Annotated in this window: 27 protein-coding genes; 24 read left to right on the forward strand and 3 right to left on the reverse strand. The window is 38.5% G+C overall.

Going from position 1 to position 26,296, the window contains the following annotated elements:
* Nucleotides 1-342: 342 nt before the first annotated feature.
* The 3 genes from M028_RS0124910 (at nucleotide 343) to M028_RS0124920 (ending at nucleotide 3,483) form a co-directional block, all read left to right on the forward strand.
* Entirely contained in the window at nucleotides 343-1,878 is a 1,536-nt protein-coding gene (locus tag M028_RS0124910) for an NCS1 family nucleobase:cation symporter-1 (protein ID WP_026576267.1), read from the forward strand.
* A 201-nt stretch (nucleotides 1,879-2,079) separates the two neighbouring features.
* Nucleotides 2,080-2,655: a spore protease YyaC gene (gene yyaC / locus M028_RS31040; protein WP_051591240.1), complete on the forward strand. Its 576-nt coding sequence runs from the start codon at nucleotides 2,080-2,082 to the stop codon at nucleotides 2,653-2,655.
* Between the two features lie 150 nt (nucleotides 2,656-2,805).
* Nucleotides 2,806-3,483, forward strand: a complete 678-nt coding sequence (locus M028_RS0124920; RefSeq protein ID WP_026576268.1) for a GntR family transcriptional regulator — start codon at nucleotides 2,806-2,808, stop codon at nucleotides 3,481-3,483.
* A gap of 72 nt (nucleotides 3,484-3,555) precedes the next feature.
* Here the strand turns inward: M028_RS0124920 and nadX are convergent, their stop codons facing one another.
* Nucleotides 3,556-4,362 carry an aspartate dehydrogenase gene (gene nadX / locus M028_RS0124925; RefSeq protein ID WP_026576269.1) on the reverse strand — a complete coding sequence of 269 codons (807 nt, stop codon included), beginning with the start codon at nucleotides 4,360-4,362 and terminating at the stop codon, nucleotides 3,556-3,558.
* 606 nt (nucleotides 4,363-4,968) lie between these two features.
* Between nadX and M028_RS0124930 the strand changes: the two genes are divergently transcribed.
* Complete coding sequence (locus M028_RS0124930; protein ID WP_026576270.1) at nucleotides 4,969-6,417, forward strand: hypothetical protein; 1,449 nt, start codon at nucleotides 4,969-4,971, stop codon at nucleotides 6,415-6,417.
* A 130-nt stretch (nucleotides 6,418-6,547) separates the two neighbouring features.
* Entirely contained in the window at nucleotides 6,548-7,243 is a 696-nt protein-coding gene (locus tag M028_RS0124935; RefSeq protein WP_035424670.1) for an NAD(P)-binding domain-containing protein, read from the forward strand.
* 35 nt (nucleotides 7,244-7,278) lie between these two features.
* Here the strand turns inward: M028_RS0124935 and M028_RS0124940 are convergent, their stop codons facing one another.
* Nucleotides 7,279-8,661, reverse strand: a complete 1,383-nt coding sequence (locus M028_RS0124940) for a hypothetical protein (protein WP_026576272.1) — start codon at nucleotides 8,659-8,661, stop codon at nucleotides 7,279-7,281.
* A gap of 438 nt (nucleotides 8,662-9,099) precedes the next feature.
* Entirely contained in the window at nucleotides 9,100-9,435 is a 336-nt protein-coding gene (locus tag M028_RS0124950; protein WP_026576273.1) for a hypothetical protein, read from the reverse strand.
* A gap of 334 nt (nucleotides 9,436-9,769) precedes the next feature.
* On the opposite strand from M028_RS0124950, the gene M028_RS0124955 reads away from it, so the two are divergent.
* The 19 genes from M028_RS0124955 to M028_RS0125050 all read left to right on the forward strand — a co-directional run bounded on the left by M028_RS0124955 (nucleotide 9,770) and on the right by M028_RS0125050 (nucleotide 26,087).
* Nucleotides 9,770-10,105, forward strand: coding sequence for a 2Fe-2S iron-sulfur cluster-binding protein (locus M028_RS0124955; RefSeq protein WP_026576274.1), 336 nt, complete (start codon nucleotides 9,770-9,772; stop codon nucleotides 10,103-10,105).
* A gap of 60 nt (nucleotides 10,106-10,165) precedes the next feature.
* Complete coding sequence (locus M028_RS0124960) at nucleotides 10,166-10,936, forward strand: creatininase family protein (protein ID WP_026576275.1); 771 nt, start codon at nucleotides 10,166-10,168, stop codon at nucleotides 10,934-10,936.
* Nucleotides 10,937-11,177: 241 nt separating this feature from the next.
* On the forward strand, nucleotides 11,178-11,909 hold the full coding sequence (locus M028_RS0124965) for a TenA family transcriptional regulator (protein WP_026576276.1): 732 nt from the start codon (nucleotides 11,178-11,180) through the stop codon (nucleotides 11,907-11,909).
* A 137-nt stretch (nucleotides 11,910-12,046) separates the two neighbouring features.
* Nucleotides 12,047-13,510 carry an aldehyde dehydrogenase family protein gene (locus M028_RS0124970; protein ID WP_035424673.1) on the forward strand — a complete coding sequence of 488 codons (1,464 nt, stop codon included), beginning with the start codon at nucleotides 12,047-12,049 and terminating at the stop codon, nucleotides 13,508-13,510.
* A 23-nt stretch (nucleotides 13,511-13,533) separates the two neighbouring features.
* Nucleotides 13,534-14,013 carry a GlcG/HbpS family heme-binding protein gene (locus M028_RS0124975; protein WP_026576278.1) on the forward strand — a complete coding sequence of 160 codons (480 nt, stop codon included), beginning with the start codon at nucleotides 13,534-13,536 and terminating at the stop codon, nucleotides 14,011-14,013.
* Between the two features lie 108 nt (nucleotides 14,014-14,121).
* Nucleotides 14,122-14,718 carry a chromate transporter gene (locus M028_RS0124980; protein WP_026576279.1) on the forward strand — a complete coding sequence of 199 codons (597 nt, stop codon included), beginning with the start codon at nucleotides 14,122-14,124 and terminating at the stop codon, nucleotides 14,716-14,718.
* The gene (locus M028_RS0124985; RefSeq protein WP_026576280.1) at nucleotides 14,715-15,245 is read left to right on the forward strand and encodes a chromate transporter; all 531 of its coding nucleotides are present in this window, start codon (nucleotides 14,715-14,717) and stop codon (nucleotides 15,243-15,245) included. The genes M028_RS0124980 and M028_RS0124985 overlap by 4 nt, the downstream gene beginning before the upstream one ends.
* A 47-nt stretch (nucleotides 15,246-15,292) precedes the next feature.
* A complete protein-coding gene (locus tag M028_RS0124990) occupies nucleotides 15,293-15,997 on the forward strand; it encodes a GntR family transcriptional regulator (protein WP_026576281.1) in 705 nt (234 codons plus the stop codon).
* 39 nt (nucleotides 15,998-16,036) lie between these two features.
* Complete coding sequence (locus tag M028_RS0124995; RefSeq protein ID WP_026576282.1) at nucleotides 16,037-16,384, forward strand: 2Fe-2S iron-sulfur cluster-binding protein; 348 nt, start codon at nucleotides 16,037-16,039, stop codon at nucleotides 16,382-16,384.
* Nucleotides 16,385-16,444: 60 nt separating this feature from the next.
* Nucleotides 16,445-16,621: a hypothetical protein gene (locus tag M028_RS33100; protein WP_155925787.1), complete on the forward strand. Its 177-nt coding sequence runs from the start codon at nucleotides 16,445-16,447 to the stop codon at nucleotides 16,619-16,621.
* Nucleotides 16,622-17,232: 611 nt separating this feature from the next.
* Nucleotides 17,233-17,706, forward strand: coding sequence for a DinB family protein (locus M028_RS0125010; RefSeq protein WP_026576283.1), 474 nt, complete (start codon nucleotides 17,233-17,235; stop codon nucleotides 17,704-17,706).
* Nucleotides 17,707-18,020: 314 nt separating this feature from the next.
* Nucleotides 18,021-19,430 (forward strand): GABA permease, encoded by a 1,410-nt coding sequence (gabP, locus tag M028_RS0125015; RefSeq protein ID WP_035424676.1) that lies wholly within the window; start codon nucleotides 18,021-18,023, stop codon nucleotides 19,428-19,430.
* Between the two features lie 241 nt (nucleotides 19,431-19,671).
* Entirely contained in the window at nucleotides 19,672-20,772 is a 1,101-nt protein-coding gene (locus M028_RS0125020; protein WP_026576285.1) for an ABC transporter substrate-binding protein, read from the forward strand.
* Nucleotides 20,762-21,595: an alkaline phosphatase family protein gene (locus M028_RS0125025; protein ID WP_026576286.1), complete on the forward strand. Its 834-nt coding sequence runs from the start codon at nucleotides 20,762-20,764 to the stop codon at nucleotides 21,593-21,595. The genes M028_RS0125020 and M028_RS0125025 overlap by 11 nt, the downstream gene beginning before the upstream one ends.
* Nucleotides 21,596-21,671: 76 nt before the next feature.
* Entirely contained in the window at nucleotides 21,672-22,517 is an 846-nt protein-coding gene (locus M028_RS0125030) for an ABC transporter permease subunit (protein WP_026576287.1), read from the forward strand.
* On the forward strand, nucleotides 22,514-23,293 hold the full coding sequence (locus M028_RS0125035) for an ABC transporter permease (RefSeq protein ID WP_026576288.1): 780 nt from the start codon (nucleotides 22,514-22,516) through the stop codon (nucleotides 23,291-23,293). Before M028_RS0125030 ends, M028_RS0125035 begins: the two co-directional genes overlap by 4 nt.
* Nucleotide 23,294: 1 nt before the next feature.
* Nucleotides 23,295-24,299, forward strand: a complete 1,005-nt coding sequence (locus M028_RS0125040) for an ABC transporter ATP-binding protein (RefSeq protein ID WP_026576289.1) — start codon at nucleotides 23,295-23,297, stop codon at nucleotides 24,297-24,299.
* On the forward strand, nucleotides 24,296-25,099 hold the full coding sequence (locus M028_RS0125045) for a DeoR/GlpR family DNA-binding transcription regulator (RefSeq protein WP_026576290.1): 804 nt from the start codon (nucleotides 24,296-24,298) through the stop codon (nucleotides 25,097-25,099). The genes M028_RS0125040 and M028_RS0125045 overlap by 4 nt, the downstream gene beginning before the upstream one ends.
* Nucleotides 25,089-26,087, forward strand: a complete 999-nt coding sequence (locus M028_RS0125050; protein WP_026576291.1) for a histidinol phosphate phosphatase domain-containing protein — start codon at nucleotides 25,089-25,091, stop codon at nucleotides 26,085-26,087. The genes M028_RS0125045 and M028_RS0125050 overlap by 11 nt, the downstream gene beginning before the upstream one ends.
* The last annotated feature ends 209 nt before the right edge of the window (nucleotides 26,088-26,296 follow it).

Raw genomic sequence — 26,296 nt, forward strand, 5'->3', positions numbered from 1 at the left:
GTCCAATGACAGCCTAATTTGGTGATATATAATATAAGGTAGGCAGTTGTGGTTTGCTCCCAATTCGGTATCTCTTGTATTTGGGACGATTTTAGATTGATAGGAAGGTGATGCGATGAACGAAGCTGCAGCATTATTTTAAAGCGCTTACATTTGTGAGGGAATCTAAAAGGTAATAAAAGTTAATTGGTGAAAAATTGCAATGTAGAGAATCAGAATATTCTCACTAGTAATAAACGATACGGCAATAATATCATGGTGATCATAAATATTCTCTAGCGAATGCACAGCATTGGTTTTACTCAGAAAATCCTTCGAAAAACCAAACAAGGGGGAATTTTATTGAAAACGCAAATTGAGCAAAATGGTATTGTCATTTTGACAAAAGAAGCGGCGGACAGCTTAAGCAATAGCCAGATGTGGAATGACGATCTCCGTCCGACTACAATGAAGGAACATTCTTGGAAAGGTCTAAATTTTGCTACTCTTTGGATTGGAATGTGTTTATGTATCCCAGCCTATACGATGGCAAGCGGGATGATCTCATTAGGAATGAACTGGTGGCAGGCAATTGGAACCATCCTTATTGGAAATGTTATTGTTCTTATTCCTATTTTATTGAACTCGCACGCTGGGACAAAATTTGGGATTCCGTACCCAGTGTTTGCACGACTTTGGTTTGGCTCAAAGGGTGCACACATCCCAGCTTTAGCAAGAGCACTTGTTGCAGCAGGCTGGTTTGGGATTAACACCTGGATTGGAACAGGTGCCATTGATACATTGTTATCCGCTTCTTTCTCTTTCTGGAGCTTCCCAGGACATACCGCGATTGTTTTTGCTCTTTTTTGGATCCTAAACGTAGCTGTTGCCTATAAAGGTCCGCAAGCTATGAAGTATTTAAGTTTGATTGCGACTCCTGTCGTTGGGGTCTCTGCAATTATTCTCCTAATCTGGGCATTCACCAATTCCGGCGGTTGGGGGCCTATTTTATCGACTCCATCTAAATTCCAAACCGCTGGTGAATTTTTAAAAGTATTTTTTCCCGCTGTTACTGGGGTAATTGCTTTCTGGGCTACTCTTGCCTTAAACATCCCGGATTTCTGCCGATATGCAAAAAGTCAAAAATCGCAAATGATCGCACAAAGCTTTTCACTACCACTAACCATGACCATTTTCTCTTTTATTGGAATTGCTGTAACCTCTGCAACAGTCGTCATTTTCGGGCAGGCACTTTGGGATCCGGTAGCCTTGCTTGCGAAATTCCCGCCATTTGTTATTTTTCTAGGTACTTTAGTCATTGTTCTATCTTCATTAACCATTAATGTAGGAGCAAACGTAGTCGCACCGGCCCGTGCGATTGAGAATTTAAATCCCCGACGGATTACGTTTGGAATCGGTGCTCTTGTTACCGGTTTATTTGCCATCCTAATTCAGCCTTGGTATATCATGGAGAACTTTGGAAACTATATTTTTGGCTGGCTGGGAACATACGGTGCCTTACTCGGCCCAATTGATGGAATTGCCATCGCGGATTACTGGCTTGTCCGTAAACGGCAAATGGCTCTCCACGAGTTGTATGATGTAAACGGCCGCTACAGTTATACAGGCGGCTTTAATAAAAATGGTGTATATGCGCTCATCATTGGGGTTGCAATCCCGGTTCTTGGCCTCTTGATTCCAGGACTTCGCTTCTTATGGGATAATGCTTGGACATTTGGATTATTTATCTCCATTATTGCCTACACCTATTTAATGAAAGGTGATAAGAGCGTTCTACAAAAAGGCGAGTACGAAAAAATTACAAGCTTCAAAACGGCCGTTCCCGGACAAAACTCTGACTCGGTTGATAGCAATAGTCCAAATGTGGATTTGTATTAGAGTCATTAAATGAAAGTTGCTGCCCAAAATCATTGGGCAGTTTTTTTATTACAATTTTGCGAACTTTATTGGGTGCAAATTAAAATTCTAAATAAATATATGGTGAAGTTAACACTATCTATAATAAAATAAAAGAAATGGGCAATGAAAAGTGCCAAAGAAGGTCAGCGCATAAAACACCGGTAGGGGGAGGTAAAGGTGATGTGGCCTTTTAAGAAAAAGTTCTTAGAAAAATGTGAAAGGCCAGATTTACTTTCCGTACAAGAAACGACTGAGGAAAGAGAAATTGAGAAAATGGCAAAAAAGTTAAAACTAGTTCTAGATAGTACGAAAGATGAAATCATTTTTTTATGTATAGGTTCCGATCGTTCCACAGGGGACTCTTTTGGTCCAATGGTGGGAACAATGTTAAAGGATAGAAAGATTCCTTTTCCTGTATATGGTACATTAGAAGAACCGGTTCACGCACTGAATTTCAAGAAGATTCTGAAAGGTCTTAAACAAACGCATAATGAACCTTTTATTGTAGCAATTGATGCTGCTTTAGGGGAAGAAAGTCAAGTTGGATTAATTGTTTTGAAAGAAGGGGCTATTTTTCCTGGAAAGGCACTTAATAAAGGATTGCCAAGTGTTGGTGATTATCACATGAAGGCGATTGTCAATTATCTTGACCCATATAAACCAATGGAGTCCTTGAACACCACAAGATTAAATACGGTTATGAAGCTGGCAGATATCGTAACCAAGATTATTTCTCGCGCTATCGAAGATTATTAGATTACGAGGAATAATTGCATATTTACATTTATTTGTAAACGAAATGTTCAAAAATTTTAGTGGTAATTTGAACCATATCATTTGATGTTTTTTTATCGGGTAGGATATAATTGGTTTAATGTATACAAAAAGTTGAAGGGAGGAGATCTAATGAGTACTAATTGGGCGGCAGAAGATTTAATTTCCTTAAGAGAAAGGGTTTATTTACACATAAAAGACCTCATCCTAGAAGGTGAATTTAAAACCGGTGATCGGCTGGTTGAAAGGGAGCTTGCTGACAGATTAAATATTAGTAGAACGCCGATTCGTGAGGCTTTATTTCGGTTGGAGTCACAAGGATTTGTAAAAACCGTGCCGAGAAAAGGGGTAATTGTTGCGGACATTTCTGAGAAGGAAATTATTGAAGTTTTTACGATTCTATCTTCTCTTGAAGTTTTAGCAGCAAAATTGGCCGTTCAAAAGTTAGATGAAGAAACAAAAAGCAATATTGATTCCTATATAAAAAAGGTTGAAGAATGCTTAGATAATGAAGAGGCTTTTTCTGATTTACATGGGGAATACAATCAACTCTTATATAGTGCTGCTAAAAATTCTAAACTTCAAGAAATACTGAGCGGATTATCTGATTATATTCGTGCTTTCGCCAAAATTGGTTATAAGAACCCAGGAAGAGCCGTACAATCTATGGAAGAACATGTTAAAATTATGGATGCCATTATGAATCAAGAGAGCGAAATGGCAGAATATTTGACAAAAATCCATATGGAAAATTCAAAAAAGGCGTATGTTGAAGCTGTTAATCAAAGCAAGGAAAAAAGGAAAGGGTAAAAGGTTGTCCAAAAAGTCCAGGATAAAAAAAGACTTTTGGACAACCTTTTTTATTGGGTCATAACGAACAGATTAAAGGCCAACCATAACGGATTCTGTTAGGTTTCTTAACACTTTTGCTACACTCATTGCTACAATTGGACTAGATTTAGGATTTTGTTTAAAAGGTGTATTTTGTACTTTAATTTCAACCTGACCAAAAAAGCCCCTTGCTACTATGGTGTGGAAATTTGCCTGAATGGTTGGGTCCACAAATACTTGAACTTTTGTTTTTTCGAAACCAACCCCGGCAATACTTAATGCGGCAGATACATTCACGTTTTCAGGGAATAATTTTGCAGCATTCCTGGCATTGCCTTCATATATACAATAAGGCTCAGAGATTGTCTCTAAATTTACTTTTTCCTCAGCAATCGTCCCATACCAGCTTTTTGGCTGTTTCCTCGTGATAAGGGTTATTTCTTCTATTTCTCCTAATACCCCTGCGGCTATTCGGTCTAATCCAGCAATGGCGGCAGAAGGAAGTATGATTTGCTTATTGTGTTTTTTTGCAGCAACTTTCAGGGTTTCATAAAATTCATGATCTGCGAAAGCCCCGACAGAGAGTACGATTAAATTACTCCCAGTGGAAAGGGCCTTTTCCCCATATAGCTGTAGCGCTTTATGACCGGCCGCTTCAATAATAATATCCAAATCTTGATTAAAAAACAGGGTTTCGTCGGTCGTGACAACGCAATTTTGCGGAATAGATTCGTTTATACCAGGCTTCTTTCTAACAAGAATGGAATTGACTTCAACCTTGCCTGCTTGATTGGAAACGATTAAATCGCTAATTGCTTTGCCAAGGGTACCATAACCTATGATCCCAGCTTTAAGCATTTTGATCACCTCAATAACTTAATTATTTTCGATTCATTTTATGGTATACCGTATACCTAAAAGCTTTGTTTTATTTTATCGAATTAACCTTTTAAAAGCAAGAGATAATTACGAAAATAAAAAAACATCTAAATTTTCAAAATTATTTGCTATTTAACCTCTTTTAATGGTATATTAAATTCATTCTATATAGTTTACAATCTCTATATAGTGAAAAATGTGAAAGGAGGGTACATAAATACACTTTCTGAGTTTAATCTTGTCTCCGTTGTATAATTGAAAGGGCTTACAATAAGAGGGATATGAGGATCTTATTGTAAAAACTCAGCAGGTATGGAAACATCACCAAAAAATTGGCTTTTCATTTTTATTTTTTAAAGCATATTGGTATACAATCCACAATCCACAAAGTGCAAAAAACCCTTGGAATTTCAGGTTAACATTTTTTGACTCATGAAAAAAACTGAATAGTTAAGTTAAGCAAAGAAAATTTGATTGAATATTCTATTGGTTGAAAATCAATATTTCTTCGCTTAAAAGCCAAATGCTATGAAAACCTTGCAAGATTAATTCGATTAATATCTTATAAAGCAACGGAGGAAAGATATGGAATTAACATTAGCTCACTGGGTTTATCTAGTTGTAACTGCAGCTGTCATTGTGATTATGCTTTTTAGAAAAGGTGTTGTTTTACCTCTTATTATTGGGACCTTTTTAGTCGCAGCAGTATATAAAGGGAGTCTTATTGCAGGGTTTCAAGCGGTCTTTAATGCAAATCTAGTTGCCGCAAAGGAGCTATTCAGTATTTTCCTGATTATTTCCATTATGATTGGTCTTCTTAATTCGTTGAAGGAGCTTGGGGCGGATAAAAGGATGGTTGTACCGATTCAAAAAATAATGGTAAACGGACATATCTCTTTTATCGTTTTAATGGTCACTACTTATGTAATCTCTCTCTTTTTCTGGCCAACCCCCGCTGTTCCATTAATTTGTGCATTATTGGTTCCAGCAGCCGTGAGTGCAGGGTTGCCTGTTATGACATCCGCAATGGTCATTGTCATTGCTGGACAAGGTATGGCGCTTTCTTCAGATTATATTATGCAAGTAGCACCAATGCTTAGTGCGAAAGCAGCGGGAATTGATAAATCCGCAGTTTCAGATAAGGCATTCATTCTTTCTCTTATTACAGGGGTAACCTCCTTAGCCATTGTTTATGTGAGATCTCGAAAAGCAATTAGGAAAAAATCCGGGTCTGTAAATAACTTGAATAATGAAGAAAAGGCTTTCTTTGATGTGGCCAATGAACTTGCTGCTACGGCAGAAGAGAGTCCTGAGCTTACCAAAAGAAAAGAAACATGGGGAAGATTATTTGCCATTATTGTTCCTCTGGCAATGCTAGGTGTTATGATTTTTATGTTCCAAACTAAAATTGGCGGCGGTTCAGGATTTGAAGGGGGCGACGGAGCAGCCTTTATTGGTGGAGTTGCAACCATTCTATTAGTGCTAGCGACCATTGCCTTCAACCGAATTCATGCCCTTGATAAAATTAGCGAACATATCACTGAAGGATTTGTTTTTGCTTTTAAGGCAATGGCACCGGTCATTCCAATTGCTGGATACTTTTTCATGGGAAGCGGGGATTTTTCGGGTTCTATCCTATCATTAGGTGATACCGCAGCAAAGCCGGCCTTTCTATTTGATTTAATCCAAGCAGGGCAAAATTATATTCCACATAGTCCATTTTTTGCAGCAATCAGTATATTAATTGTTGGCATCATTACGGGATTGGATGGTTCAGGGTTTGCAGGGCTACCGTTAACGGGTGCGTTGTCTGGAGCCATTGCGCCAGGAAGTCACATTGATCCTGCTGTTATGGCGGCAATTGGACAAATGGGTTCAGTTTGGAGCGGCGGTGGAACGCTGATCGCTTGGTCATCTCTTGTAGCAGTAGCTGGGTTCTTGCAAGTTTCTCCGTTGGAATTGGCCAGGAAAAACTTCGTCCCAGTCGTTTCCGGGCTTCTACTTGCAACCATACTTGCCGTGTTTATATGGTAAAAGAGTGTTCTAGTTTACGAATTTCTTAGTAAAATATAAAATATAATTTTAGAATAAAGGGGTTTTCAAAAGTGCTATGACCTTTTGGAAACTCCTTTTTTCATTATGGTTTGAAAAGGGGGTTCGATTGATGGAACAATGTAAGGTGGGGCTTGTGGGGATTGGTAAATTAGGGACCGCGATGATGAAGCAATGGGAGAAAATGAATAGGAAGATTGGGATTTATCATCCATTAAAAACAAAGGCCGAACAGTTTGTGGAGCAGTTTCCAAACGGGTCTATCCTAATAGAACAAGAATTAAAGGAATTAGATGTGTTAATTTTAGCTTTACCTGCTGCAACGATTATTCCATTTATTACAAATTTAAAGCTTGAAAGTAATTTACCTGCTTCAACCACGATCGTTAATATGGCAACGACGTTAGATACGAAAGAAATAAAAGAAAAGTTTCCTTCATTAAATATTGAAGGGGTTAAATTTATGGGACATTGGAAAGATTTATTGGAGCATGGCCATGGTTTATTTATTACCGAAAAGACTCTACCTAAGCCCATTGTGGAACTCTATCAAGGTTTGGGTGCGGTTAAATTAGAAAAAGAAAGCTGTTTAACTGAAATTAACAAATTAGCAACCTATTATGCTGTAAAAACAGCCGTTGAATTGGAAAGTGAGTTTGAAAGAAGGGGATTTCCGCAGGAATATGTACAAAGAGCACTAATGTCCCTCGCCCCTGAAGTTATAAGAGGATATTGTGAAGGAAGTCTCGGCCATTTCGCAAAGGAAATCGTCAAAGAAATTAAGCAAAAACCTTCGAAGGATAGATAAAAGAAAAGGTGCCCTCTGGAGCACCTTTTCTTTATTTAGTTTAGTAGTAATTCCAGTAAGAACAAATACGCCATCACGATGCCGATGTAGAGGGCTGCGAAGGAAAGATTCCAATTTGATACTTTATAAGAGCTTTCCTTTACGATGTTGGACATCAGGCCTAATGTAGCATTATACGGACCCACTAAAAAGGAAGAAACAGCCCCCGCTAACATCGCTACCGTTAAGATGTAAGGGGAAATTCCCATTGCTTGTGGATTTAACCCTTCAATCATTAATGCAAGTGAAACAGCAGGGTGGAGACCAAGAAAAGCTAATGCTAAAGGAACAAAGGGAAGTAAGATCAAGAAAACTTCCACACCTGCCACGTGAATAAACTTCATGACCCAGCCATATAACAGATCATTTGTATGCGAAACATTGATGGCCGAGATGAAAAAGCCTGCCGATAAATAAATAAAGAATTGATCTTTCATACTAACGGAAAAAGATTGGAAATGCTCCAAAAGGTGTACACCAAACTCTTTTCCTTGCTTCAAGAATAAAGACCAGGTGAGGGCAAATGGAATCACTAATAAAGAAATAAGAATCAAAAACGGATAAGGAAATCTTGTTTCAACCAGCGAAATCACGACATTGAAAATGATAATGGCCAATAAGATTTGAAAGACTCTTCCAGAACGGTTGATTTGACCAGATTCAACCGTTGCTGCTAATTCATTCACTGTCACATTCTTTTGAGTTTGAAGCATTCTTTTTGATTTTCTTGCCCCTATAAACCAATCAAGTCCCATTCCGATAATACTTAAAGGTATAACATAAGGAAGTATGGATACCCAAGTAACGCCCGTCATCGTAATTACAATTCCGACAATCGGTGTAACCGGTGCCCAAATTAATGGCATTGCAAAGCCCCTTGTAATCGCCCTGCTCATGAAGCGCTCTTTGTTATTCACCGTATACAGTCCGAGTGCGGGTCTTATCGAGAAATAAGTCATTGGCAATGTTGCAAGATTCATAAAAATACTAAAAAAGTACGAAATTCCGGAGGTAATCATATACAATTGTCCGGAGGTTTTTACATTTTTTTGAATAATGCTTTGAATGCCCCCGCTATAGCCGCCAATTTTAATCGGAATTCCTAAGATCGGAATCAGAGTAAACATGGTGAGTAAATCCAGCATTGGGCCGAAGGAAAGGATATATTGCTTCCAATGAGCTCCGCTTGAAGCAAGTAAAAAAACACCAAGGAGTAAAAACGTACCTCCTAATATTTGCACAAAACGTTTTGCTTGAAGAAACGTGCTGACTACAATAATAAGGCACAAGCTGGAAAGAAGAAAGCCAATATGCAATTGGGGCAGAAGCACAGAAAATAAGTATAATACGATTACAAAGAAAAGCAGATATCTTAGCATACCAACACCCTAACTATAAGGAAATGTAATACATCGATACTTGAGGTACAATTAAAATCTGTATAATTGTATACCAACATATCCAGATTCAAGTAAGATCAGTCACAAATCTGCCATATTTACTTGTAATTTTGGTATTTGGTATACAAAAGTCTTGAGTTTATTTAAAGCTCATTGTAAAATAAAAATAACAAATAGCAAACAAAACAGGGGGATACTGACATGCTAAATTTTTTATTTAATTCTAAAAAAGCTGCTGAAAAAGCGGAGAAAAAATTAGCATCATTGAGAAAAACACTTAAGTTTTAATGTTTCGATTTTAATTGCTTTACCGTCACAGCATAGCAGCTGTGGCGGGTTTTTTTACGTTTATACCATTTAATATGCAAAAACCGGAGAGACGTTGCCATCTCTCCGGCCGTAAGCCTCTATTAATATCTATACAGCAACCTCACTGGATTTTACAAGTTTACTGTTTACCGAATCCACACTGTTACCGGAGGCTTTTACGATCTCATTTAATTCCTCGCGTGCGGCTTCAATCGTTTCAAACCTTTCAAAAAACTTTACACCGATATGGTTTACATATTCTTTTCCTTCAAATTCTTCGAACAATTTAATCTTAATCTTTTCATCCAACACTTTGGCAATCGTATACTTCGCCTTTAATTTATCAAAGAAATAGAAATGGTAGGTTTCGACAGGTTCTAGACCATCGTTCTCGAGACTTGTTTGAAAGGTATCTTTATTCGTTAATACAATATATTTTCCCAATTTCTTCACTCCTTTAAATTAATTCAATAGTTTTAAACGCTTACAAATTGGCGAGTAGTAATATGCCCAAACACCTCCTCGGAACATTGTATACCAAAACTACTTAATTTGTATTTTATATCAAGGAGACAAAATATTCAACAATATATTCTTAATATTTAAATAATTACTCTTTAAAAAACTCAAGGAAGATAGATTTTCAGAGGAAAATTCGGATAAAAATTTTAAGAAGCGAGATAAAAATAAAAAATTTTTAGTTTACTTATCTACCAAAAAGATTGTATACTTCAGAAAAGTATCAAAATTTTTAGAAAAAACAGAAAGGGGCTATTTTATGCCGAAAGTTATCCTGCACGTTGATGGAACTACAGTGGAGCAAGAAGTAAAAGATAATGCAAACTTAGTAGTATTAGCGGCAACACGTCTATTACCAAAGTTAAAATATGGCTGTGGAATGGGGCGTTGTACAAAATGTACATGTCAGGTGATTAACGGTGCAGAAGATTTAGCAGCGCCGAATTGGAAAGAAGTAAAAATGCTTGGAGATAAAGTGAACGAGGGGTACCGATTAACGTGCCAATTAACGATCCAGCGGGATATTGAAATTTCGCAAGAGAATATTTCAGTCCAAGCTCCTAAAAAGCAATCAACAATTCAAATTAATGGATGATTATTTTTTTAACTGATTTATTGGTATACAAAGTACATTGATACTCAAAGGAGATTTGTGATGGAGGGTTATGATTTAACCAGGATGACGTGGAAAGAGGTTAAAGAAGCACTAAAAAGTGTTCAGGTTGCAATTATCCCGGTTGGAGCACATGAACAGCATGGTCCCCATATGGTGGAAAGCTGTGATGCTGTTCTGGCTGAAAGGATGGCCAAGCGGCTTGGGGAGAGAATGTTTCCCTATGCGGTCGTTACGCCAACGGTGAATATGGGTGTTTCGGAACACCATATGAATTTTCCCGGAACGATTTCACTGAATCCATCTACACTCATTGCGATTTTACATGATATGATTTCCTCTTTGAAGCGTCATGGAATTAACAAATTTTTATTATTAAATTCACATGGCGGGAATCAATCTACACTCAATGTTGCTTCACTGACCTTAACAAAAGAACTGGATGTAGAAGTTTACTATGCAAAAACGACTGTATCTGCAAAAAAATCGATTCAGAACTATATTGGTTCAAGCTTATTTGGTCACAGCTGTGAACGTGAAGTTTCAGAAGCTTTATATTTAGCACCAGAGATTGTTCGAATGGACCAATTAGAAAAAGGGGATATTCAGGAAGAAGGCAGATGGAAACAGCTAAGACCTGGGAAAGCAATACAAGGATTTTATCGTTACGAGGAAATGACCCAAAACGGATGTATTGGTGACGCAACAAAAGCGAGTTTTGCAATAGGCCGCGAGATCGTAGAGGAGTCACTGGATAATCTTTCAGCAGAGCTCTTTAAATTATTAAACATACATGTAGATGTCCATTCCTAAATCGAAATTAGAGAAAATTAAGTATTTTTCAATAATCTTTAAAAAATTCTAAAAATTATGTTTACAAGTATTCATTTATCGGTTACTATTAAATCAAGGTATACCAAATACACTATTAGCATAGTGGAAACGGTAAAAAAACTAGTAAACTTTATTTTTTTTATCGGATTTTGGTATACAAAATATCAAATGCCAATTGCAGCATTTAAAATCTACATAAAAACTAAGGAGGAGATTTAAAATGGCAGAATTATTATCAAAAGATGAGTTTCGCAAGGAATTAGAGGAAGCGATTAAAGGAAATCATAGCCAAAAGGCACCGTTTACATTAGCTTGGGCTGAAGGTAAATTGGAAAGAAAACACTTTGCTAGATGGGCAGAAAACCATTACCACTACGTTGGCCCATTCGCTGATTACTTAGCGTATATTTATCACAATACTCCAACCAATCCAAAATTCGAAGCTGCTAAAGATTTCACCTTACAAAACATGTATGAAGAAGAAATTGCTGCTGACCGCCACACGGATCTCCTTATTCGTTTCGCTGAGGCATGTGGAACTACTCGTGAACGAGTAATGGATCCTGAAAATATGGCTCCAACTACATTAGGATTGCAGAGCTGGTGTTTCGCGGTTGCAGCACGTGAGAATTTCGTTGTTGCCACTGCAGCATTAGTAGTTGGACTTGAGTCGCAGGTCCCAGATATTTACCGTAAACAAACTCCAGCGTTACGTGAGCAATACAACTTTACAGATGAAGAAATTGAATTCTTCGATCTACACATTGTTTCAGATGAAATCCATGGTGAGCGCGGTTATAAAATTGTGCTTGACCACGCAGACACACCAGAGTTACAACAGCGCTGCCTAGAAATTGTACGTACTGGAGCAAAAATGCGCCGCATGTACATGGATGGCTTATGGAAGGAATACTTAGAACAAGATTTAGGCGCATTAGTAGAAACAAAATAATATCAGTTTATGAAAATATAAATAAGTAATTACTTTCCTAATTTGTAGGCCGTCAGAATAATCTTGTAGTTAAAGGTTTAATTGACGGCCGCTTTTATTAGAAAGTTTTACTTAAATAAACGAAAAAGGTGATCGTAGTGATAACTACAAAAGTAGAAACATTTAATAACTATATAGATGGGATTTGGCAGGAATCGGTCAGCAAAAAAACGTTTAATAGTTTAAATCCTGCCAATAAAGAAGAAGTAGTCGGGGTTTTCCAAGCTTCTAATGAAGAAGACGTAAATTTAGCTATTGAAGCTGCCCAAAAGGCGTTCCCAGGTTGGGCTAACACAGCGCCATCCAAACGAGCAGCCATTTTAAATCAAGCTGCAAGTATTCTGGAACAAAAAGCTGATCAGTTAGCCGAAGAGTTAACCCGTGAAGAAGGTAAGCATGTTAATGATGCTAAGAATGAAGTGTTACGCTCTGCCCAAACACTCCGTTACTATGCTGTTGAGGGGCAAAGTTTTACAGGTGAAACATTTCCAAACGATGACCCAAACATGAAGGTATCCACGGAAAGAGAACCACTTGGAGTGGTGAGTGTCATAACTCCTTGGAACTTTCCTCTATCGATTCCTGCCAGAAAAATCGCTCCCGCTTTAATCACAGGTAATACGGTGGTTTTTAAGCCTTCTTCTGACACACCACTCATTGCCGTACGCCTTGTTGAAGCACTTTACGAAGCAGGCATTCCAAAAGGTGTTATTAATTTCGTAACGGGCAAGGCAAGTGATATTGGTGACCGATTGGTAACCCATCCGTCCGTAAGGGCTGTCACGTTTACAGGCTCAACTGCAGCCGGTGAAGACATTCATCGTAAAGCTGCTATTACAACACGAACGCAGATGGAACTTGGTGGGAAAAACCCATTAATTGTCATGGATGATGCTGACCTTGATTTAGCTGCAACCCTGACCGTTAATGGTGGTTTCTCTCTAACAGGGCAGGCTTGTACCGGAACGAGCAGGGTTATTGTATTGAAGGAAGTATTAGAGGCATATATTCAAAAGCTTGTCGAAAAAACCAGTGCCCTAAAAATTGGAAATGGTTTTGAAGCAGGTGTAAAAATAGGACCACTTGCAAACGAAAAACAAATGAAAAATGTTTTAAAGTATATCGAGTTTGGTAAAGAAGATGGTGCAGAATTGGTTTATGGCGGTGAGTTATTAACAACAGGCGATTACGAAAAAGGTTACTTTGTAAGACCAGCCATTTTTACAAATGTAAAACCGAATCATCGAATTGCTAAAGAAGAAATCTTTGGACCTGTCGTGGCCGTTATTGAAGTGGATACATATGAAGAGGCCATCGCTGTTGCAAATGATGTTGAGTACGGATTATCTGCTTCCATCGTGACCAATAATCTGAAGATTGCCAACCAATTTACCAAAGATATTCAAGCCGGAACGGTAAAAGTAAATCGGACGACGACTGGTAATTTAATGAATGCACCTTTTGGTGGTTTGAAAAAATCAAGCACTTCTACATTCCGTGAATCTGGAAGAGTGGGACTTGAATTCTTTACACAATTGAAAACAGTATATATCGGTTATTAAAAAAATGAAAAGGAGAACATAAAATGAAAACAGCATTAAAATTAGAATTAGAAGAAGCAAAATTAATGATTGAGGCGGCGAAGAAAAAATCAGAAGAAATCAATGTTCTTGAAACAATCGCTGTTGTAGATGACGGGGGAAATCTCATTGCATTAGAGCGGATGAATGGAGCACGAATCACTGGTCCCGATATTTCCATTGCCAAAGCCTATACTGCAGCAGGGCATAAACGATCTACTCACCTCTTTAATAAAGAACCAAATGGTCCTGCACTGCCTGGGAATGAGGCATTTGGTATCAACCAAATGCTTCCAGGGAAATTTGCGATTTTTGTAGGTGGATTCCCGATTGTGGTTAACGGTGAAGTGATTGGCGGCATTGGGGTAAGCGGTGGAAACGGTGAACAAGATACAGCAGTTGGAACGGCAGCACTTCAAGCATTACAAAACTATGTAGAAAAAGACGGACTTGAAGTCATTACTACAGCAGATATTAAAAAATAGTGAGCTCATTCAATTAAAAGCTTAGACAGAATGAGGCCCATCTTCATTCAACCGGAAGGGATTGTTATCAAAGAAATAGATGTTTGGTTGAAGAAAGGGGATACACATGTGAAACCGTATGTTGATTTAGCGATTGGGTTTGCCCGCACTGGTGTAACAGGCTACGGGGGCGGGCCCTCAACCATTCCGTTGATTGAATATGAAGCAGTCAAAAAATATCATTGGACATCTGAAGAAGAATTTTCCGAGATTTTGGCGATGGCCAATACATTGCCAGGGCCAATTGCGACAAAAATGGCGGCCTATATTGGATTTAAAGTAAAGGGTACATTAGGAGCAACCGTGGCCATTCTTGCTCATATCCTGCCATCGATCATTGCAATGTTAGCCTTATTAACCGCACTGTATTCGTTTCGGAATTCCCCGATTGTGAGTGGAATGGTGCAAGGGGTTACGCCTGTAATTGGATTTATGCTCGCGGAAATGGCTTACCGGTTTTTCCAAAATGGTCGAAAAGGACTTGGTTTATCGAAAATGATAAGCCTATCTGTCCTATCATTAATCGTAGTCCAATTCCTAGGATTACATCCAGGAATCTTAATCGCTATTTTTCTAATTACTGCCTTTATTATTGCAGACCGTAAAGAAAAAGCTGCCGCCAAACAGTCCGAAGTTGTTGTTAAAAGAAAGGAAAAAAGTTCATGATCTATTTGCATATTTTTTGGGCATTTTTAATTTCGAATTTACTGGGCTATGGGGGCGGTCCTGCTACAATTCCATTATACCAAAATGAAATCGTTAATCATTATCATTGGATGTCAGCATCCGAATTCGGGAATATATTAGCGATTGCGAATGCCCTGCCTGGTCCAATTGCAACCAAAATTGGCGGGTTTATCGGCTATCAAGTGGGTGGTCCGATTGGCGCAATTGTTGGGCTGGCAGCTACAATCCTTCCCTCTGCCATAGCTGTAATAATATTGTTTAAATTTGTAAATTTATTTAAAGATAACGCAAGAGTCAAGCTTATGACCAAGTCTGTACAGCCTATTATCGCTATCTTGCTAGGTGTAATGGCTTATCAATTTTTCTTAACTGCTTTTGAAAAAAGCGGGGTCTTTCATTTAGTTTTGTTAGCTGTAGTGAGTTATTTCGCCTTAATTAAAATCAAGCTTCATCCATCATTACTGATACTTGGAGCGCTAATCTATGGCGGGGTATTTTTATCATAATCGGATAAAAGGGAATGAAAATACTTAGAAATAAGCGGGTGTGATGAATGGATATTAGATGGGAGGAAAACAATCTTTTATCAGTACGAGAACATGCATATTTATACTTAAAAGAAATGATTCTTGAAGGTGAATATAAAGCAGGTGACCGGTTGATTGAAAGAGAACTCGCAGGGAAACTGAATATTAGCCGCACCCCGATCCGAGAGGCTCTGTTCCGTTTGGAATCTCAAGGATTTGTAAAAACCGTACCCAGAAAAGGGGTAGTCGTTTCCAATATTTCAGAAAATGAAGTTATCGAAGTGTTTACGATTCTTTCTTCTTTAGAAGTTCTCGCTGTCAAATTAGCCGCAGAAAAAATGGATGAGGATACCAAAGTAGAACTTGATCAAAAAATCCAAGAACTGATGGAACTCGAAGCAGGGGCGGAAGAAAATTATAATCTTGAACATATTCAAATGAACCGCCTTATCAACAAAGCATCGAAAAGCCCAAAATTGTTTGAAATTCTTTCCAGTTTGATTGATTTTATTCATATGGCTGCCAATATGGGATACGAAACACCAGGGAGACGTAAAGATTCTCTAAGAGAACATATTGAAATCATGAAAGCATTGCGTAATCAAGAAACAGAATTAGCAGAGTATTTTATGAGAATTCATATCGAAAACTCAAAAAAAGCGTATATCACCTATATACAGAACCGGAAAGAGAAGCTAAATAAAAGGAAAATGGAAATCCCCTCTAAATGAATTACTAATATAAAAGATAAAAAAGGGAGGACTTGGGAGATGCCGAAAATTCATTTTGTTAACAATGATAAACAATTAGAGGTGCCGGAAAATTCGAATATTTTAAGAATGTCCCTTCGCTATGACGGAGAGCTTCCAAACCGTTGCGGCGGAGGAATTTGCGGAACATGTGTTTTTAAAGCGATTGAAGGAGCAGAAAACCTGGATAAAGTAAAAATTCAAGAAAAAAGAAAATTAGGGGAAGAATGGCTTGAAAAAGGCTACCGCCTTGGGTGCCAAACCTTTGTAACCAACGGAGATGTCTCTCTATCCTGGGATGAAGAGGTAACAAAGCAGGTAATTAAAAGAAAGCCAGATAAACTACAAAAGGAAGTAACTTCGGTTTAGCTAGTACTCTAAAATTCGTATTCTAGTAGATTAATATCAAGATGATTGGCGGGTGATCTTATGTGGGTATGTAACAGTCATATGAAGGAAATCATTGCATTAATGGATACTCCCCATATTAGTAAAGCATCATATCAAATAAAATGCTCGGCTTGTGATAACCGTGCTATTGCAAAGGTGTATTTTGCGCATAAACCATTCCGTCTTCAAAAAAATCAGAAGGAACTTGTAAAATGATGTATAAATGACAACAAGGCGCATATTGCGCCTTTCAGATTATAGACAAAAGGCATTCCGAATGTCCCTATTCGGCATGGACAATTTTTTTAGACCTCTTAAGGTTGTCCATCGCATACTATTATTTTCTTTTGCATCCGCAAAATGATCACGATTGATCTGTGTATTTTTAGTAAGCATTTCATCTACCTCATTTAAACCTTTTACCTAAATTATATAAAAGGCTGTGTTTATGTACTATATTTATTTTTACACACTGTTGATTGGAGTGGAAGGCGCGAAGACTCCTGCGGGAGCAGCGGGACAGGTGAGACCCCACAGGAGCTTTAGCGACGAGGAGGCTCACCGCCGCCCCGCGGAAAGCGAAGCGCCTGGAACGGAAATCAACAGACTAGTATAACGCAGCCAAACAAAAAAGACTGTCGATAAATCCAAAATCCTTCGGATTTGTGGACAGTCTGTAAGGCGAATATTGCGCTTTTTTATTATGTTAATAGGGTTACCTAACATACTTTTGCTCAGAATTGAAATTTCTATGTTTTAACGATTGTATAACGGATGATCTCAAAAATATAATTAGAGTAGTATATTTAAATGAAGGAGGGGAGACGATGTTATTATCAATGGAAACAAAACTTCAATACCACCACTGGGCCAACCTTACACTTTTAGAACATATTAATCAATTAGATGAGGAGGTTTTTATTAAAGAAGTTAACAGCATTTTTCCGTCACTTGCAGCCATTTTTGAACATATTTATTCGGTTGATTCTATGTGGCTGAAACGAATTTCCGGTGAAAAAACACCCGTTTTAGAAGCGATAAAATTTGATATTCCGTCTATGGCCATTCAAGCATTTGATCAACTTCATCAACAATTCAACCAACTGTATATAATAGAAGGAAAAATTTCGTATCAAAATTCAAAAGGCGAAATTTTTCAAAATGAGCTTTACGAAATCATTGAACACCTCAGCAATCATGGGACCTACCATCGCGGGAACGCCTCAGCAGTGCTCCATCAACTCGGACATAATAGTGTTTCTACCGATTTAATCTTTTTCCTTAGAATGGTTAACAAATGATTAATAGTAAATACTATTCAATTAATAATAAATTACAAACAAAAGGTCATCAGACATTGATGCCCTTTTTCCATTTTGTCATATCTTCCTGCAGAATTATTTTACAATTTGTCTAATGAATGCGCTTTCTCACTTGGATATAATATTTAAAGAGAATAACAATTTGGAATGTTGGGATATTTGTCGCATTCCAATTGATTCCACCGTTGGTACAATAATATTGTAGTAGAAAGTAGGTGATACTTCCCGATTAATATTTGTCGAAATAAAGGAAACATAAAAGTTTTAAATTTCGGACAAAGGGTGTGTTGAATTTGAGCCAAAACCAAGAGAATTTGAAAAAAGAGTTAAAAATTCGCCATATTACGATGATTTCCATCGGGGGAGTAATCGGTGCTGGCCTTTTTATGGGAAGTGGTGCCGTTATCCACTCTGCTGGCCCTGGTTCGATTATCTCTTACGGACTAGCCGGGCTGCTTGTCATTTTCATCATGAGGATGCTTGGGGAAATGGCTACTGTTAATCCGACAAGTGGATCTTTTTCTACATATGCACGTGAAGCGATCGGCCCATGGGCCGGATATACCATAGGTTGGCTTTATTGGTTCTTCTGGGTGATCGTAATTGCGATCGAAGCAACAGCTGGAGCAGCCAATATACAGTACTGGTTCCCAAATATCCCAGCCTGGCTATTAAGCTTAGTTTTAACAATTTTATTAACCCTCACCAATGTTTACTCTGTAAAATCTTTTGGTGAATTTGAATATTGGTTTTCTTTCATCAAAGTTGCAACCATCACTTTGTTTCTAATCGTTGGTCTCGCGGTTATATCTGGTCTTATGCCAGGCGTGACAGCTCCAGGGGCTTCTAACTTAACCGGGTTAGGTGGATTTATGCCGCACGGGATCAGTTCCATTCTTCTTGGAATTACGGTGGTCATTTTCTCGTTTATGGGTACCGAGATTGTTGCTGTTGCCGCAGGGGAATCCGCGGAACCTGCAAAAGCCGTTCGAATTGCCACAAACAGTGTTATTTGGAGGATTCTTATCTTTTATATCGGATCGATTGCCGTTGTAGTTACCTTACTTCCTTGGAATTCTGCTAATCTTTTAAAAAGTCCTTTCGTTGCCGTCCTTGAGCATGTTGGAATTCCTGCGGCAGCACAAATAATGAATTTTGTTGTCTTAACGGCCGTCCTTTCCTGTTTAAATTCAGGACTTTATACCAATTCACGGATGTTGTATGGAATGGCGAAAACAGGGGATGCACCAAAAGCGTTCTTAAAGCTTAGTAAAAAAGGTGTTCCGGCAAATGCAGTGCTTTTTGGAACGGTTTTTGCTTACATTGGTGTCATCTTCAATTATTTTTCACCTGATAAAGTCTTCCTCTTTCTAGTAAATGCTTCAGGGGGAATAGCGCTATTAGTTTACCTTGTAATTGCTGTTTCCCATTTAAAAATGCGACGTAAAGTCCAGCGCGAAAATCCTGAGCTTCTTAAGGTGAAAATGTGGTTATTCCCTTATTTAACCTATGTAACGATCGCAGGGATTATCGCCATTTTAGTCGCAATGGTCTTTATTGACTCCATGCGATCCCAAATATTTTTAACCTTACTTATTGCTGCGCTCGTAGTAGCATCTTATTTCTTCATTCGCGGAAAAAAAGGCGATGCTGCTGAAATCGATGACAGCGATATTTCTACCTCTAAGACAATTAAAACATAAATCCTACTTATATAAAGGTATAGGCTCAGGTATTTTTTTCCTGAGCCTTTTTCCCCTTACTTAAGCTCATTCATTCTTGAATGGGTTATTTTATTTTTAAGAGTTTGAATATTCTTTGCAATCTCTTAATAAAGTATTACAAAATATTCATGTTTGTTTCATATCGGCTTTACTTTGTTTTGGTACGATTTAAAGTGTAAAACAAATCCAAAAAGGCATGAGAAAAAAAGGGGGAATGGTTATGGGGAAAAGGTCACTGTTTAAAATGGCCGCTGTTGGATTACTATCCGTTTCACTTATTGCAGGATGTTCTAGTACATCATCATCGGGGACAAAAAAGGATGATAGCAGCAAGAATCTTTCCATTGAAGAGATTACGAAAAAGGCACAAAAAGAAGGAGAAGTAAATTCAGTTGGAATGCCGGATGCATGGGCAAACTGGAAACAAACTTGGGACGATTTAAAATCGAAATACAATATTAAACACACCGATACCGATATGTCGAGCGCAGAGGAACTTGCGAAATTTGAATCAGAAAAGGAGAATGCGACCGCTGATATTGGTGATGTAGGGATTAACTTCGGTCCGCTTGCAAAAGAAAAAGGCTTGACGCTTCCATATAAAACCTCTTATTGGAATGATGTCCCAGATTGGGCAAAGGATGATGAGGGTCACTGGATGGTGGGCTATACCGGTACCATCGCTTTTATTACAGATAAAACAAACGTCAAAAACCCACCAAAAACTTGGAAGGATTTAGTGGATGGAAATTATAAAGTAACGGTTGGGGATGTATTGAAAGCAAGCCAAGCCCAATTTGCCGTATTGGCTGCTGCCTTTGCTAATGGAGGAGATGAAAAAAACATCCAGCCAGGTGTAGACTTCTTTAAAGATTTAGCTAAAAAGGGCCGTTTAGTCACAACAGATCCCAAGTTAACCGCGTTAGAAAAAGGAGAAGTCGACGTTGCTTTAGTTTGGGACTTTAATGGTCTTGGTTACCGTGACCAAATTGATCCGAATCGTTTTGATGTAGTCATTCCTGAAGAAACATCGGTCATGTCAGGCTATGCTTCTGTTATTAATAAATATGCTAAACATCCTAATGCCGCCAAACTTGCTAGAGAATATATTTTCTCAGATGCAGGGCAGGCAAATCTAGCACGAGGCTACGCACGACCAATTCGTCAAAATGTAAAACTTCCGGAGGATGCCAAAGCAAAACTTCTGCCGGATGACATGTACAAAAATGTAAGACCGGTAAAAGATATGAAGGCGTGGGAACAAACAGTTCAACAATTATTAGATTTATGGCAAAGTCAGGTGCTTGTTAATGTCAAATAAGCTTATTTTTATCATGTTGGATGGGTTGCGCTATGATACTGCTAGCAGCCAGATGGGCTATATGCATCATCTGATAGAAAAAGGAAACGCTTCACGGTTTAAGGTGAAGTCGGAGTTACCGAGTCTATCACGCCCGTTATATGAGGTGTTACTAACCGGGACTCCTGTCGTTAAAAATGGAATTACCACCAATCAAACAGTCAGGTTGTCACATGAAGAAAGTTTATTCCACTTAACAAAGAAAAATGGACTGAAAAATGCAACGGCATCTTATTATTGGGTAAGTGAACTTTATAATTCAGCTCCGTTTAATCCAGGTACTGATCGGATTCAATTAGATGGCCAGAAACCGATTGAAAGAGGAATTTTCTACTGGGAGGACCATTATCCTGATTCGCATTTATTTGCCGATGCTAATTATCTTCTTCAATCATATGGGCCAGATTTCCTCTATGTTCATTCGATGAATATTGATGATGATGGCCATAAATATACGGCAGATTCTGCGCAGTATCGAAATCGCGCGATTGCCGTTGATATGATTCTAGCAAGTGTGCTTCCAAAATGGCTGGAGGCCGGCTACCAAATCATTGTTACTGCCGATCATGGGATGAATGATGACGGCCAGCATGGTGGTACGACTGCGTCCGACCGCGAGGTTCCTTTGTTTATTGTTAGTCCCCGGGTAAAAGCCGGAATATACAAAGAGGAAATACCACAATTGCAGATCGCGCCTTTAGCATGTGAATTATTGTCGATTCAACCGTCTGCGGCGATGCAAAAGCTATCCATACCTATCCTAAAAGGGGCGCCTTCTTTGTAAGAAGGCGTTTCTTACTAAAAATGGTTTTCCCTAAAAAAACCACCGTGCTTGCGGTTTTTAGAAAGGAGTTTTCCGATTGAAACGTCTTAATGGCATGTTGATTGCCAGTATCATTCCTTTTTTTCTCATCATTCTTCTCTTCTTATTTGTTCCGCTATTTTTTATGATTTTAAGCAGCTTTCAGGGGAATGGGGGAACAGGTTTTACCTTTGATCAATATAAAGAAATTATTAAAAATGTTTATTATCATCAAGCCTTTAAAAATAGTATTTTAATATCCCTTTTTTCAAGTCTAATAGCCATTATTCTAGCCGTGTTCGCAACCTATTCGATCACTCTTTTTTCTAAAAGAATTCAGGATCGTATTTTAGTATTTGCCAATATGACCGCTAATTTTGCCGGGATTCCGCTCGCATTTGCATTTATTGTTTTATTAGGAAACAGCGGATTATTTACCCTGTTATTTAAATATTTTGGTTGGGACATGCTGAGTCGCTTTAATTTATATTCTTGGTCGGGAATGGTCCTTATTTATGTTTATTTCCAGTTGCCATTAGCGGTTATGATGCTTTATCCCATCTATCAAGGAATTCAGGCACAGTGGAAGGAAGCCGCCTTCCTGCTGGGCGCCTCGCCTGCACAATTTTGGCTGAAAATCGGGGTTCCAATTATCAGCCCAAGTATCGCCGGAACTTTTAGTATTCTATTTGCAAATGCTATGGGCGCCTATGCCTCAGCATATGCCCTGGCTGGAAGTACGTATAATCTCGTTACCATCAGAATTGGTGCCTTAACAACCGGTGATATTTTTGCAAAACCGGAGCTGGGGAGCGCAGTTGCCTGTATTTTAGGAGTTACCTTAGTGATTGCCTTGCTAATTAATGAATGGTTAACCAGAAAAATACGGAGGGATTTATCATGAAAAAACCATTCTATCATTATATTACAATTACAATCGTCCTCCTGTATTTATTGGTCCCGTTAATAGGAACGTTTCTCTATTCATTTGCTACTTCCTGGCACAAAACAATTCTTCCTGAAGGACTTACTTTTAAATGGTATCTCGATCTATTTGGCGATGTTCGCTTTTTAAGCTCCTTAGCCCGGTCCCTGATCATGTCTTTAGGTTCAACGATTATTACACTAGTGATTATGGTTCCCGCGATATTTTCAATTGTTCTTTATGCGCCAAAATTAGAAAAATTAATTCAGTCACTGATTGTAATGACCTATGCGATGCCTGGAATTATTTTGGCGGTAGGTTTAATCCGCGCTTACACAAATAGCGGCATTTCGATGGTAGTTGTGACCATGGGGGCCTATTTTGTAGGGATTCTTCCTTATATGTACCAAGGGACGCGGAATTCCTTGCGAAACATTCACGCTGAATCTTTAATGGAGGCAGCAGAAATGCTGGGAGCAAGCCGTTTAACCGCATTTTTAAAAGTAATTGTACCAAATATCATGTCGGGAATACTTGTATCCGCTTTGCTTTCGTTTTCCATCCTGTTCGGAGAATTCGTCCTCGTAAATCTATTAGTGGGAGGCAGCTTTGAAACAGTTCAAGTCTATTTATATCAAAAATTAAATCAAAGCGGGCATATCGCAAGTGCTATAGTCGTTTGTTACTTTGTGTTAATTAGTATTCTTTCTGCGATTATGGTGAAAGCGACTCGTACGAAAAAGGAGAATGTCTAAAATGAGTTTTGTAACGATCGAAAATCTAAAAAAATCGTTTCATCAAGAAACTGTGTTACATTCGATCAACCTTTCGATTAATGAGGGGGAATTCGTTACCTTGCTAGGTCCGAGCGGTTGCGGAAAAAGTACACTATTACGCTCGATTGCCGGGCTGTTAACGCCTGAAGAAGGATTGATTTATATTGACGGTAATAATGTGACAAATGTAAAACCTAAAGACCGGCAAGTGGGTATGGTTTTTCAATCGTATGCATTGTTTCCTAATATGACAGTTAAAGAGAATATCGAATTTGGCTTAAAAATGAAGAAGCTTGATCAGCAAACAATCAAAAGGAAAGTGGCGCATATTGTTGAATTAGTAGAATTGGGTGGGAAGGAAGCTTCCTATCCCCGTGAGTTGTCAGGGGGACAGCAGCAGCGGGTTGCACTCGCACGTTCCCTTGTGACTGAACCGAAAGTTTTGTTACTAGATGAGCCGCTAAGTGCCCTTGATGCACAAATTCGAAAAAATTTACAAAAACAGCTGCGGGCAATTCAGCAGGAGCTTAATATGACCACTGTTCTTGTCACCCATGATCAGGAAGAAGCGATGGCAGTAAGTGACTTTATTTATATTTTAAATAATGGAGTAATTGCTCAAAGCGGTACTCCGCATGAAATTTATACCCGTCCGGCAAACGAATTTGTTGCAAGATTTATTGGAAATTACAATGTTCTAACAGGTGAGCAATTATCAAAATTATTTGGGAATATCGAGACCTTTTCAAAAAATTTGTATGCGATTAGACCGGAAGCATTCAGTACAGACCCTTTGCACGAGGCCTATGAAATTTCCGGTGAAATTCAAGCTGCCATGATGCTCGGAAATATAACACGTTACGAACTTGATGCCAATGGAGTAACGATTACGGCGGATCATTTACATAAAAATGATGCGAGTCTGCAAAGAAAGCAATTCCAAAAACTCTATCTTCATCGGAAGGATGTGATTCCATTATCATGAGCGTAGTGTTAAATGAACGGCAGCAATACATTTTGGAGCAGCTGGACCGTGAAAAAAAGGTTCTTGTAGCCTCACTTGCAGAGAAATTGGGAGTTGCTCCTGAGACCATTCGACGTGATTTAGATACCTTAGAGAAAGAGAAAAAATTAAAACGAGTGCACGGCGGTGCAGTAAAATTTCATCAAGCGAATCATGAGCCGCATTTTGTGAAAAAAATGAATGTAAAAACAAAGGCGAAAGAGGCGATTGGAAAAAAAGCCGCAGCGTTCATTGAAGACGGGGACACGATTATGATCGATGTCGGTACAACCACGATTCATGTTGCCAAGGCAATTTCTGGGGTGAAAGACGTCACAATTGTGACGAATTCTTTGGCGGCGGCAGAAGAGTTAAATACCCGTTTAGAGAACCAAGAATTTGATGGGAAAATTATTGTTCTTGGCGGTATTACCAATCCAACCCAAAAATCAATTGTCGGAGCTATGACCTGTAAAATGTTGAAAGGGTTCCGATTTGACAAATTATTTTTATCGTGTGGCGGCATTACGATGGAAGATGTGAGTGATTTTGATTTTGAAGAATGTTTGGTTTCATCGACGATGATTGAGCGTGCCAATCAAGTATTTCTTCTATTAGATTCCTCAAAAGTTGGTCATGAATCTTTTTATAAAATTTGTTCATTATCATCGGTCGATTGTATTATTTGTGATGAAGATATGCCCGCAGCATGGAAACAAATCAAATTCGAGCAGATGCTAAAATGGGTCCGTGTAGAAGGTGGGGAAGAGGATGAAGGTTGATTATCATTTGCATTTAGAAGAGGGGCCATATTCATTTCGCTGGCTAGAACGGACAAATAGGGCCATGGACCATTTCTCCCCCATTAATGAGAAGGCTCACACAATGGAGTGGATGCATCAAAGTATGGCACGTTTAACTGAGCGTGTCCAAAAGGGAGCGTACGACTCCTCTTGGATTGATTTATATTTAAAAGAAGCAAAAAGAAAAGGATTGCGGGAAGTAGGGATTGTCGATCATTTATATCGTTTTAAAGAAACAAGGGCGTATTTTGAAAAGTTTTTGGATTTAGGGGAAACCGACCTAGGAAAGATGCAGCAAAAATGGCTGGACCAAGTGATGACTGAATCAATGGGAGATTTTGTTCGGGCCATCAAGGAAGCAAAAAAACGCTGGGAGGCAGAAGGGATTACTCTTCGTTTAGGAATTGAGGCGGATTATTTTTCCGGAGGAGAAAAATGGCTGCAGGAACTGCTTGTGTCTTACGAATGGGATTATGTGATTGGTTCCGTTCATTATCTGTATGGCTGGGGCTTTGATAATCCGGAAACGCAGCAGCGGTTTTCAGGGTTTCATTTGGAATCCTTATATGAAGATTTCTTCAATGTTGTTGAAAAAGCGATCCGCAGTAAGCTTTTTTCCTTTGTCGCTCATTTGGATAATTTAAAGGTGTTCAATTATCGTCCAGAGGAAAGCCTTCTAATGGGGCATTACGAGAAAATCGCTAAAGCTCTGGTAGAAACGGATACAGCGACAGAAATCAATGCCGGCTTATATTACCGCTATCCTGTTAAGGAAATGTGTCCTAGTCGAACCTTTTTAGATGTATTAATTCAAAAAGGTGTTCGCTTTACCACCTCATCTGATTCCCATTTTCCAGATGATATCGGTGCCTATATCGATTTGAACACAAAAACACTTTTGGAGAAAGGGATAAAAGAAATTGCTACCTTTGAAAAAGGGAAAAGAATTATGAAACCACTAGGCTGATGAACACAGTGCTTGGCACCATGTGAAAAATTCACATTGGTGCCAAGCACTGTGTTCAACTTTTCACGAAGTAAATTTCCGAGATCAATGAATTATTTTGGATTACTAAACAATTATGAATTTATAAATTTTTCTGAAAAATATATTGAAATCGATTTCAAAATGGATTAAAGTGGAGTTGTATCGATTGATTGAAATCGATTTCAACG

The organism is Bacillus sp. UNC438CL73TsuS30 (assembly GCF_000482325.1).
Lineage (GTDB): Bacteria > Bacillota > Bacilli > Bacillales > Cytobacillaceae > Neobacillus.